This window comes from Spirosoma humi, from assembly GCF_054776575.1.
This window is the reverse complement of the sequence record NZ_BAAHBR010000008.1, coordinates 205,030-217,814: the sequence shown is the minus strand read 5'-3', so window position 1 is coordinate 217,814 and position 12,785 is coordinate 205,030. Positions and strand designations below refer to the sequence as shown.

Below are 12,785 nucleotides of genomic sequence, written 5' to 3'. Positions count from 1 at the left end.
CCGGAATTCAGAATTATCAAATTCCCCAACGAATTGTGAGGTTGATATGATCACAGCTCGTTGGGGAATAAAAGTCGATAGCCTGCGCTAGTCTACCTAGCTTTGTAATAAACGGGCGGCCTCCTTCGCAAAATACGTCAGAATGACGTTGGCTCCGGCTCGCTTTATAGCCATTAACGACTCCATCATGGCGCGTTCGCCGTCGAGCCAGCCGTTTTGTGCAGCCGCTTTGATCATGGCATATTCCCCACTGACATTGTAGGCAGCAATGGGCAAGTGGAAGTTATCGTTCAGTAACTTGATAATATCCAGGTACGCTAACGCAGGTTTTACCATCAGGAAATCTGCCCCTTCGTCGTAGTCAAGCTGGGCCTCAATCAGCGCTTCGCGACTATTGGCAGGGTTCATCTGATAGGTTTTCTTGTCGCCAAATTTGGGAGCCGACTCAAGTGCGTCGCGGAAAGGCCCGTAGAAAGCACTCGCATACTTGGCTGCATACGACATGATCGCTACTTCGTGGAACCCTCCTTCATCCAGCACCTGCCGCAGGTAACCAACGCGACCGTCCATCATATCGGAGGGGCCAACGATGTTGGCGCCGGCCTGGGCCTGAGCGAGAGCCATCTTACCCAGCACTTCCAACGTTGGATCGTTAACGATTTTCCCATTTTCCACGATGCCATCGTGGCCATCTGAACTATAAGGGTCCATGGCCACATCGGTCATGATCATTACGTCAGGAAACCGATCTTTAATCGCCCGAATCGCCTGCATGTACAAACCGTCGGGGTTATAGCTTTCAGTAGCGTACTTGTCTTTTTTCGACTCGGCAATATTAGGGAACAGATCAAACGTTTTCACACCCAGATCGACACACTCCCCAATTTCGTTGAGCAGCAGATCCAGTGAGTACCGGTAAATACCCGGCATGGAGGATACCTCCGACCGAATGTTCTGGCCCTCCGTAATGAAGACCGGCAAAATAAAATCAGTGACTGACAGGCGGGTTTCCTGCACCATGTCGCGGATAACTGCCGATTGGCGGTTCCGGCGCGGACGGCGTATTAGGTTCATGCGTTCTAGTTTATGGTATCTGGTTTACGGTTAACGGTGTTTACTTACCAATTGATGACAAGGCATCAAGCCGTATTCTGTAAACCAAAAACCCTTAAACAATCAATTTAAATCCTTCGCCGTGTACATTAACAAGCTGAACCGATGGATCTTCTTTCAGGTATTTGCGCAGTTTTGTTACGTACACGTCCATGCTTCGGGCGTTAAAATACGAATCATCGCCCCAAACCATCTTCAGGGCAAAACTACGACTGACTGGCTGATTCAGGTTCTGAGCCAGCAATTTTAATAATTCGGACTCCTTACTGGTTAACTTTTGCGGTTGGCTGGCCGTTGCATCAGTCGTTCGTGAAAGAAGCTGGTGGGGATAATCGAAGGAAAATGAGCCGATCTGATACGTAGTTGCTTCGACGGAGTCGGAGGTGCGCTGATACCGTCGGAGAATAGCCTGAATCCTGAGCAGCAATTCTTCCATGCTGAATGGCTTCGTCATGTAATCATCCGCCCCTACCTTGAATCCCTGAATCGTATCTTCCTGCATGGATTTGGCGGTCAGGAAAATGATGGGCACATCCCGATGGTCCATTCGAACTTCCTTAGCCAACGTGAATCCGTCTTTCTTAGGCATCATCACGTCGAAGATACACAGGTCGTAGTGACCCGCCATGAACAGTTGCAGGCCCTGATTGCCATCAATAGCCCGGTCGGTCTGGTATCCTTTCATGGTCAGGTATTCCTGCACCAAAAGACCCAGATTCGGGTCATCTTCAACGAGTAAAATGGTCGGCATAAGTGAATGAGTGAATGAGTAAGTGCTTGAATGAACGAATAGGACTGACGCATCCAGCAGGATATTCGCTTATTTAATCACTTACTCATTCAAAATTTTATAGGGTAAGATGACCTCGAATGAGCTGCCTTTTCCGGGCTGGCTTTCAACCAGAATTTGACCGTGGTGTTCCTCAACCATTTTCTTTACATAGCTGAGTCCAAGACCAAAGCCTTTTACATCATGGCGATTGCCGGTGGGCACCCGGTAAAATTTTTCAAAAATTCGACTGGTTTGCTCTTTGCTCATACCCAGCCCCTGATCCGTTACGATGATACTAACACCCGCTATGGATGATCCGCCTGTCGCACTTCCGTCGGGAAGGCTCCGCGTACTAATGGTGATGTGCGGATTTTCGGGCGAATATTTCAGCGCGTTATCCAGCAAATTATAGACAATATTGGTCAGGTGGAGTTCGTCGGCTTCCACAACTTCCCGGTCGGCATCGAAATGAAGGTCGACTTCGCCCCCCCGCTGCTCAATTTGCAGACTCAGGTTGTTCAGCACTTTCTCAATGACATCATGCACGTTGACGGGACTTATATTGAGCTTGATTTCGCCTTTGTCCAGCAACGCCATTTGTAAGACTTTCTCGACATGCGACCCCAATCGTCGGGTTTCATCCCGAATGATGCTCATGTAGCGCGTCAGGCGGGAATCCGGTATACTCGATTCGGGCATTTTCTGATCCGGGGGCCCATCGCTGGGCGAGCCGGACCGGGTGCCAAATCCGCCTGAACCTACGTTCGATAAAGCCGTCGAACGCTGGGCTACCATGTCCGAGCGCAATTGTTCCTGCGCCATTTCGACCGCCAGCGATATCGTCGAGATTGGCGTTTTGAACTCATGCGTCATGTTGTTAATAAAATCGTTCTTGATATCGGCTAGTTTCTTCTGCCGAACAATGGTACTGATGGCAATGTAAAAACACGCCAGTATGACCAGAATCAACACAATGGAGGCCCCCAGTGTAAAGCCCAGTCGACTAAGAATAAACTCCTGCTGGGTCGGAAAATAGACATACACGTAATTGCCCGTTTCCATCAGGTTATTGGGAAACAAGGCGGCCTTATAGCCATTTACATCAAACTGCTGTGCCTCGATACCATTCGAGGTAAACAGAAATCTTGGCTTTTGGCTGGTTCGAACGGCATAGGCAAACGGAATACTAATGCCCCTCTCCACCAGCGACTGCCGCAGTAAGGTGTCGAGCGCCAATCGATTAACGCGGTCTTCAATAGGCCGGTCAGATAGAAGCAACCCTTTGAGCACATCCTTAATCATGTGCGACTGCTCCTCAGTCCGGGCCGATTTACTCCGCTGCTGACTGACACCAGCGGTATCTGTTGACAAACCGGGTTTAGCCGATGCCAGCCTGTTGTCGGCCTGATTCTTCCGGCGCTGCGTTGCCCGCCGAAGCTTATTTTTGGCGGCCCGAGCTGCCGAATCCTGCCGAACCTGATTATTGATTCGATTCAGTTCGGTATACATGAGGCCCTCGGCCCATTGGTTAAATTGCTGTTGTTGTGCCAATTGCGCCTGCCAGTCGCCAACCGCCATTAGTTCATCCTGCTGGCGAACAAACTCTTCGACAACCGCCATTTGCTCTGCCGACAGCGGACGGACAATTGGGTGCAATACATCCGACTGGACAACAATATTCCCAACGGATGTCATTCCAGGGGGAATTGTTTGTCGAGCCGCCAATTGATCGAGCGTTGGTATGGGTGCCTGTTTTTGCTGATTGGGGCGGGTTGGCCTGGTAGCCGCAAGCGATTTTTCGGCATCTGCCTTCAGCACCGAACGTCCCTCTTTTTTAGCAATGGCCATCAACCGATTCTGGTGTTCGCGGGCCTGAACGCGCTGGTTGGTCAGGTAAAAAATTTCCTGTCGCTCCAGCGCCCGTACCACCTCCTGCAAGGCATCGGTCACTTTGTAGGCAAACTGTTCCCGCTGTAACTGCAAGGCACTACTGATCCAGTAGACCTGTAGCCCTACCAGCCCCAATAGCCCAATAGCCATCAGGGCTACAATCCAGCGTATGCGTTCTTTTGACATTTTTTTACCCCCTCATGCAACCTTCAACTAACAATTCCGTCTATAAAAAACCAGTCAGAAGGGTTAGTAAAAGTACGAATCGAGTTAGCTAGTCATTGGCTCGTTAACAAACTTTAACACCCCCTGTACCAACTGATTCAGCAACTTATCACTCCTTCGTTTGCAACTAACCAGTACTATGAAAAAAACAGTTTTTGTCCGATACCAGTTCGTGGCGGCCATGCTGGTGGCGCTCACGTTTAGCGGAGCTGCTTTGGCTCAGCAGCAAACCAGCCCATCCACGAAAGCCAGTAAGGGTGACGTAAACGTACGGATCATCGAACGTAATGGCGATGAAGTTCGCGAAATTGAACGTATCTACCACATGGATGGCCTGAGCGATCCACAGCGAGACAAAATAGTCATGAAACTGGTGGATTCACTCAAAGCCTCCCGCAAAGACGGCGGCAAACGCCAAATGACGATTATTATTGATGATGCCGATGGGGATCGAACCGTGACCCGGGAACGGATCATGCCAGGCAAACGGCGTGCTCCAGCCGATGCCTATGCACAACGCGGCAAACTACAGCGGGGCAGTGTCGATCAGGATTTCTGGAATAACCAGAACTGGCGTTACGAATTTCGGCGGGGAGCCGATTCGCTTGCCGATCAATTCAATCGACTCAAATTACAGATACCGAGAGATTTTGACCGTCAGCTCGTTCGACCGTTCGAAGACTGGGCACGCAATGTCAACGGCAAAGCGTCGACCATTCGGGGGCTGGATGCCTTTCCAAACAACCCGGACCATGACCAGTTGACTGTTCGCTTTACGGCTCCCGCCAAAGGAGATGTGAGCATAGTTGTCACCAATCCAAAAGGCAAAGAGGTAGCTAAACGGGAGGTCAAGGACTTCTCAGGCGAGTTCGTTGGACAAATAGATTTGGGCAAAAAAGCACAGGGTGCCTACTTCATTACCGTTACGCAAAATGAAGACGGTGCTGTTAAACGGGTCGTAATCGACTAATACCTAACGATCCATTTCTGATTTATCAATATTGATGAATCAGAAATGGATCGTCAATCAGCTAAAAAATATTTTCAAAAATTTAGTACTATGTATTGCAAGATACCAAACTAAACCTATATCTTTGTATTGTTCTTAGACATAAGCGGTCATGAAAACTCTTTTGGTTGTCGGCATTTTACTTTTAGGCATTAGCGGCCAGGCATTCAGTATGGGGCATCCTCATAATATGTTTGCTGCCCGGAAACAGATGCGGACGAAGGCAGCGGCTTCAATAGCCAAAACAAAATCGACCACTTTAGCTTGCTGGCAGCAAACTGTTCAGGAAACGAAAGTCGTTATTGGCGAGCGCTTTCTGGCAGCCCTGATGAATGTGCGCCCTGCCCGGCCTTACTAAATTACCTGGTTTTCCTGCTTTACCAGTGGTCAGAATCCGCTGCGCTGGTTTATAATTTGCCCGTTTACGGGCTTTTTTTGTTTTATACCAAACCAATATGCCCCTTCGCCTACCCCATAAATGAATTTACTTCATCATTTTTTGATCGGTGCCGCCCTCTTTAAGTCATTGATTATCTGAATAAAAATCAGTTCGCAGGGCAATTTAATTTTGTATTAATCCAGTAGTCAGAACGATTTCTATAAATTATTTCGTTAAAAACTTAGACAATTCAATGATTAGTTGTGGTTTACGACAGGCTTTGGCTATTTTTATGGTCTGTCCAAATACTGCCGTCAACTGAATAATATTTTTTCTTTATCGAGTGCCCATGCGGAATATTGTTGTACGACCTATTTTACTCGTTGGCCTCTTGCTTGCCAGCTTGTTAACCGCTTTTGGCCTAACAAAGCCCGGTCGTAACTTCTGGGCGAAGCTTGCCCGCACAACCGCGATCAGAGCAGCTGCTAAACGAACGGCTGCCGCCAACGCCAATCGGATAGCTCTTGCTTCTTATAAATTTGGTCCGGCCGCCCGGCCTGTGGAAGTATTTGCAATGTCTGACAGTGGTGAGCATTGGGTAGACAGCGTCTTTCATACGTTGACACCTGAACAGAAAATCGGGCAGTTTTTCATGGTGGCCACGTTTTCCAACCGCCACGACAATCACTACCAGTACATCGATCATCTTATCCAAACGAATCATATTGGCGGGTTAATTTTTTTTCAGGGAGGGCCGTATCGACAGGCGGTTCTGACGAATCGCTACCAGGCCGAATCAAAAGTACCGTTGCTGATTGGCATTGATGGCGAGTGGGGACTTGGCATGCGATTGGACAGTACAATGGACTTTCCAAAACAGATGTCGCTCGGTGCGATTCGGAATAACGACCTTATTTACCGTATGGGCGCTGAAATTGGTCGTCAGTGCCAGCGTCTGGGTATCCATATCAATTTTGCCCCCGTTTCCGATATCAACAGCAACCCAGCCAACCCAGTTATTGGAGTGCGCTCTTTCGGTGAATCAAAAGAAAACGTTGCGCTGAAAGCTTCGGCTTATATGCGGGGGTTGCAGGGCACGCATGTCATCGCTACGGCCAAGCACTTTCCAGGTCATGGCGATACAAACGCTGACTCGCACCACACGTTACCGACCGTTAGCCGTTCGTCGGAGCAAATGCGGGAAATTGACCTGTATCCGTTCCGGAAACTTATTGCCGATAGCTTAATGGGCGTCGTTACGGGTCACCTACACGTACCTGTGATGGATAATACGCCTGCTTTAGCCGCAACCTTATCGGAAAAAATAGTTACGGAACTCCTCAAAAAAGAGTTGGGATTCCGCGGGCTGGTCTTTACCGATGCGTTAAACATGGGCGGAATCAGCCGGTCGCCCAAGACAATGGATGTCAATTTGCGGGCTTTAATGGCTGGAAACGACATTCTTCTGTACCCCGAAAATGTACGGGAAGCCACAACGAATATTCTCAATGCTATTCAGCAGGGCGTTATTTCGCAGGAGCTGATCGACGAGAAAGTTAAAAAAATTCTTCGGGCTAAGTATTGGGCTGGCCTGGCTCAGTACAAACCCATCAATCTGGCGGGCTTATCCACGGACCTTAATTCGCCCGAAGCCAAGTTACTGAAGCAGGAACTTTGTGAGCAATCGGTCACGGTAGCCGACAACAAAAATAGTTTGTTGCCCCTCAAACACCTGGATACCTTGCGATTGGCATCCATTGCGATTGGCGCTGAACCAGGCAATGTTTTTCAGAAGACGCTGAATCAGTATGCCCCATTCCAGACGCTTGCCTATCCCGAAAAACCGGTATCGGAAGCTGATCTGACCAATATGCTGGCGCAGGTTGGCGATGCCAATACGGTTGTTGTCAGTTATCACCGAATGAGTGAATCGTCGCTCAGAAAGTATGGCATAACGAAACCATCGCTTGACTTGATTACCCGCCTGAAACAGCGCGGGATGAAAGTAGTTGTGACCGCCTTTGGCTCGCCCTATAGTCTGCAACAATTTACCGGGGCGGATGCGCTGGTTTGTGCTTATCAGGAATTAGATGATATGCAGCGAGTGGTGCCGCAAATACTGTTTGGTGGATTGGGCTCACAAGGTATGCTACCGATTTCGATAGGGGACATGAAAGTAGGGATGGGCCTGACATTAAGCCCCGAAGGACGGCTTTCGGTTGGCTCACCGGAAAGTGTGGGCATGAAGTCGACGGTGCTGAATCAGATCGATGCCATTGCGCAGGGAGCGGTAAAAAACCATGTGGTGCCCGGCTGCGAAATTCTAGTCGCCCGGAAAGGCAAGATCGTGTACAGCAAAAACTTTGGCGCGCTAACCTACGCGCCAAACGCCGAAAAAGTAACGGACGAAACGTTGTACGATCTGGCTTCACTGACGAAAGTGCTGGCAACTCTACAATCCGTTATGGTGTTGTATGACCGGAAACAAATTGATCTCACTCAGAAAGCATCGTTTTACCTTCCCGAATTAAGGAACACAAACAAGCAGAATATTACCCTTCAGGATTTACTCTGGCATCAGTCGGGCATGGTTTCGTTTTACCCAACCACCTGGGATCGTACCCGGCTGCCTGGTGGAGGCCTGAAAGCCGAGTACTATTCGGCCGTGCACGACAGTTTGCATACCCTTCAGATTGCCCCCACACTTTGGGGTGTTCCGGCCTTGCGGGATTCGGTCTGGAAATGGGTAGTTCAGTCGCCGATGTCCAAGAAAAACGACGAAACGGGCAAACCCGCTTTCGTTTACAGCGATCTTAATTTCCTGACCTTACAAAAAGTGGTTGAACGGGTTAGCAAGCAACCTCTGGATAAGTTCGTTACGGACAATGTATATAAACCGCTCGGTCTTCACCAGCTCGGTTTTACACCGTTGCAGCGGCTTCCCAACCCCAGATGTGCGCCAACCGAACAGGATACATACTATCGAAATCAGCTTCTAGTCGGTACCGTTCATGATCAGATGGCGGCCGTACAAGGAGGCATTTCTGGCCATGCGGGCCTTTTCGGGAATGCACATGACATTGCTACGCTTCTGCAAATGAACCTCCAGAAAGGGGTATATGGCGATGAACGGATTCTGCAGCCAATGACGGTGCCCTATTTTACGCAAACGCTCAGTAACCGCAGCCATCGGGCACTCGGCTGGGACAAGCCAAATCCGGAGAGTGCCAGCAGCGTTTATATGGCTCAGCAGGTGTCACCCCGGTCATTCGGGCACACGGGTTTTACGGGTAACGTCGTTTGGGTTGATCCTGATCAGGAACTGATTTTTATTTTTCTCTCCAATCGCATTTATCCTACAGCCGGCAACAACTCCATTAATACAACAAAACTGCGTCGGCGTATTCATGAAGTAATTTATTCAGCCGTCCAATAATTGTTGGTGGCCTGAAAACTTTATAGTCGATTGAGCGACTAGTCATCCCCATTGACCCATGCCACTTCTGAGTAGAAGTGGCATTTTTATTGCTATGTATGTTTATTTAGATAAACTAATGTGAGTAATCAATGCGCTATTATTTACTCACATCAGCAATAGTATACAAAGCAAGCTACTTCTACGCCACATTTCTCTGAACGCAAGCGCTGCGATCAACTCTGCATATCGTTTATAAATGCACTAACTTTAGGCCTTTAACTGCTTTATTCTCCTACTCTATGAAGGGACGTATCATCTACTTCTGCTTGTTTTTCTGGCTTTTTTGGGCTGGCTTAAGCAATCATACGTTTGCCCAGACGATAACAACTGGTACCATTTCCCCCACCTCTGTTTGCCCAGGAGGGGCCTTAACGGTTCCCTTCTCAATAAGCGGGACATTTGCCGCGTCAAACACATTTTCGGCCCAATTATCGGATGCCAGTGGAACATTTTCAGCTAGCTCTCCTGTCATTGGTACGCTGGCAGGGGCTACTGCCGGAACGATCAATGCAATCATTCCGGCAACAACGGCAAATGGATCCGGGTATCGTATTCGCGTTGTGTCCAGCAATTCAGTCAAAACGGGATCAGCCAGTACACAAATACTTACGGTAACAGCGCCGGTTACTCCCGGAATAACAACCCCGTTGACTTACTGTGTTGACGAGCCTGCAAGTAAATTAATAGCAACGCCCTCTACCAATGGCTCGCTCAACTGGTATGACACCAATGCAACGGGCGGCTCCGCGTCCTCTACAGCACCTACTCCTCCAACATCAACATCGGGCACTACAATCTACTATGTTAGCCAAACGCTAAATGGCTGCGAAAGTCCACGTGCGTCCATAACAGTTACCGTGAACGCTATTCCAGCAGCCCCTACAGTGACTGCTCCCGCACCGTATTGCGAAGGTGTAACGGCGCAACCATTATCAGCTAGCGGTCAAGGCCTTAAGTGGTATGGCACCAATGCAACCGGGGGTTCAGGCTCTGGTAATGCTACTGTTCCAAGGACAGACGTTATTGGCAATACAATCTACTACGTAACTCAAATGGTAAACAGTTGCGAAAGTGCACGGACAGGGATTACGGTGCAGGTGAAAGATAGTCCCAGTGCGCCGACCATTACAGTCCCTCCTGCTTATTGCCAAAATCAACCCGCTTCGTCATTGATCGCAACGCCCTCTACCGGCGCAACCTTAAATTGGTATGGCACCAATTCATCAGGGGGGGTGGCCTCTACAACAGCAACCACGCCCAGTACAAGCAAAGCGGGAAGTGTTGATTACTACGTCAGTCAAACGCTAAATGGTTGCGAAAGTCCCCGAGTCGCCATTGCCGTAACCGTCAAAGCAACGCCCAGCGCACCAGGTGTTTCTAGTCCGCTAATTGCCTGTCAAAACCAATCGGGCTACACGCTTACGGCAACACCATCTACGGGTGGTACGCTGAATTGGTATGGCACGGCCGCAACCGACGGAACCCCAACAACGACTCCGGCAGCGTTAACAACCACAGCGTTAGGATCAACTACCTATTATGTCAGTCAGTCAGTCAATGGCTGTGAAAGTGCTCGGGCTGCTCTAATAGTTACCGTAAATGCCATTCCAGCAGCCCCCCTAGCTACGCCCCCCGCAGCGTATTGTGAAGGTGTAACGGCACAGCCATTGTCGGCTAGTGGTCAAAATCTCCGCTGGTATGGCACCAATGCTACGGGTGGCTCATCATCTGGCAGCGCCACTGTGCCCAGTACATCATCAACCGCCATTGGTAGTACGTCATATTATGTAGCACAAATGGTAAACGGCTGTGAAAGCGAACGGACCGCAATAGTCGTCCAGGTAAAAGATACGCCCAATGCACCCGGAACGTCGTCCATTGACTTTTGTCAGGGAACTGGCGCACCCGTATTGACCGCAACATTGGTATCTGACGCAACGGTTAACTGGTACGGAACAAATCCATCAGGCGGCTCTGCCTCCCCTACAGCACCTGTGCCAGCCAATAATAATGCGGTTACCACGGTCTACTATGTCAGTCAGACAGTAGCGGGTTGTGAGAGTCCGCGGGCTAGTCTTAGCGTTCGGGTTAAGGCTACCCCCGGCGCACCGGTGGCAAATTCGGTTAGCTTCTGTAACAAAAGCCAAACGCAGCGATTGACCGCTGATGGATCAGGCTTAAAATGGTATGATGTAACCGACAACTTACTGAACGGCGGTGCACCAACGCCCAGTTCAGATGCCGTAGGAAGTCAGGTATTCAAGGTATCACAAACAATCGAAAATTGCGAAGGTCCTAAGGCTAACCTGACTGTCACGATTAAACCATTACCCGATAAGCCTGGTGTATCACCACTCACATTTTGCCAGGCCCAACAAGATCAACCACCACAAAATTTATCGCCTTTGAGCGCCAGCGGCCAAGGCACCCTGAAATGGTACACGACAGATAACAAGTTACTTTCTAGTGCGCCTATACCATCTGTCGACCAAACGGGAACACAGACCTACCAGGTCAGCCAAACGGTTAATGATTGCGAAGGCGAAAAAGCGGCACTTCAGGTAACCATTCTCACACCATCCGCTCCGGTTACCCCGAAGTCACTGATCACGTATTGCATCAATGACAAAGCCGTACCGTTAGAAGCCATAGGCGAAACAGGAAGCCAGCTACGGTGGGTCGATCCCTATGGCAATGTAACATCCAATGCTCCGACTCCATCGACGTTAAATACAAACGTGCAGCTTCAGGGCGATCCCTTCTATGTGTATCAGATTGCTTCCTATGGCTGCTACAGCGCTCGAGCTATGATTCGGGTTGTCGTCAACACGACGCCAACCCTATCTTTGTTTGCTCCAACCACCACCGTCAACCTGGGCCTGAAAGTCCCGCTGCAACTTAAGTTTACGGGATCAGGCCCCTATAGTTACAGCCTTACTGGCGGCTACTCCGGTACAGTCCGCACGGACACAACGATTTTGGTATTACCCCGCGGGAATACGTCCTATCAAGTGACATCTGTTGTCAATGGGTGCGGAGCAGGATTACCCGGAAATACGGCTACAATAACGGTTCGTGTACCAACCGTATCGACCAGCAACTTAAGCACAACAACCCTGTGTGCAGGCACATCCCTTTCGGTTCCTTTTACCACGACTGGCGAATTCAATCCGGGAAATGCGTTTCGAATCGAGATGGTCAGCGTAGCCGATACGACAAAAAAATATGCGGCTTCGACAAGTGCCAGCGGCTCGCCGATAACCAGCTCATTACCGACAACGTTGCCGGGAGGTCAGTACTACGTTCGTGTAAAAGCAGACAATCCAGAGATAGGTATTACGGGAAGCAATAGCCCTACCCTTCTGACAATTCGATCGCTGCCAACGGCTACCCTTACCGGTACGCAAAACATTTACGAAGGAGTACCAGCTAATTTGACGCTCACGTTTGGCGGAGACGGCCCCTGGAACGTAACTTATGCCGATAGCCTTCGCAGCTACCCGCTAACGGTGGCTACCAGTCCTTATGTGGTTGAGGCACGGCCTGCCCGTACAACTACGTATCGCCTGACCAGTGTGAGTAACAGCTGTGGAAATGGAGTCCTTTCCGGCACGGCAGTCGTTTCGGTAATGCCGTTGCTGGGCGTTGATGACAACTCGCTCGATCCATTTATAAAAGCTTATCCTGTTCCGACGGAAACAATCCTGATTCTTGAATTAAACTTATCCTTAACGCATGATCCGGCTGTAGTTACGTTAACGGACTTGAGCGGTAAACCCATTTTGCAGCAGACAACGCGCAACCAGCGCAATGAACTGGATCTTGTTTCGCAGCCAAGTGGTCAATACCTCATGCGAGTACAGGTCGGAGATCGGCAAACGGTTCGAAAAATAATGAAACAATAAATTCCAGCCGATTG

Annotated in this window: 7 protein-coding genes; 4 read left to right on the top strand and 3 right to left on the bottom strand. The window is 49.5% G+C overall.

Annotated elements, in window-relative coordinates; translation table 11 throughout:
* Positions 1-96: 96 nt before the first annotated feature.
* From hemB to ACYU8Y_RS09425, 3 genes are all read right to left on the bottom strand, one after another.
* Positions 97-1,074, bottom strand: coding sequence for a porphobilinogen synthase (gene hemB, locus ACYU8Y_RS09435; protein WP_460936505.1), 978 nt, complete (start codon positions 1,072-1,074; stop codon positions 97-99).
* 94 nt (positions 1,075-1,168) lie between these two features.
* Positions 1,169-1,864 carry a response regulator transcription factor gene (locus ACYU8Y_RS09430; RefSeq protein ID WP_460936503.1) on the bottom strand — a complete coding sequence of 232 codons (696 nt, stop codon included), beginning with the start codon at positions 1,862-1,864 and terminating at the stop codon, positions 1,169-1,171.
* 81 nt (positions 1,865-1,945) lie between these two features.
* A complete protein-coding gene (locus ACYU8Y_RS09425) occupies positions 1,946-3,961 on the bottom strand; it encodes a sensor histidine kinase (protein ID WP_460936501.1) in 2,016 nt (671 codons plus the stop codon).
* Positions 3,962-4,139: 178 nt separating this feature from the next.
* Here ACYU8Y_RS09425 and ACYU8Y_RS09420 point away from each other — a divergent pair, with 178 nt between their 5' ends.
* From ACYU8Y_RS09420 to ACYU8Y_RS09405, 4 genes are all read left to right on the top strand, one after another.
* On the top strand, positions 4,140-4,970 hold the full coding sequence (locus ACYU8Y_RS09420; RefSeq protein ID WP_460936499.1) for a T9SS type A sorting domain-containing protein: 831 nt from the start codon (positions 4,140-4,142) through the stop codon (positions 4,968-4,970).
* Between the two features lie 151 nt (positions 4,971-5,121).
* Positions 5,122-5,367: a hypothetical protein gene (locus ACYU8Y_RS09415; protein WP_460936497.1), complete on the top strand. Its 246-nt coding sequence runs from the start codon at positions 5,122-5,124 to the stop codon at positions 5,365-5,367.
* 370 nt (positions 5,368-5,737) lie between these two features.
* The gene (locus ACYU8Y_RS09410) at positions 5,738-8,824 is read left to right on the top strand and encodes a glycoside hydrolase family 3 N-terminal domain-containing protein (protein WP_460936495.1); all 3,087 of its coding nucleotides are present in this window, start codon (positions 5,738-5,740) and stop codon (positions 8,822-8,824) included.
* Between the two features lie 281 nt (positions 8,825-9,105).
* The gene (locus tag ACYU8Y_RS09405) at positions 9,106-12,771 is read left to right on the top strand and encodes an Ig-like domain-containing protein (RefSeq protein ID WP_460936493.1); all 3,666 of its coding nucleotides are present in this window, start codon (positions 9,106-9,108) and stop codon (positions 12,769-12,771) included.
* The last annotated feature ends 14 nt before the right edge of the window (positions 12,772-12,785 follow it).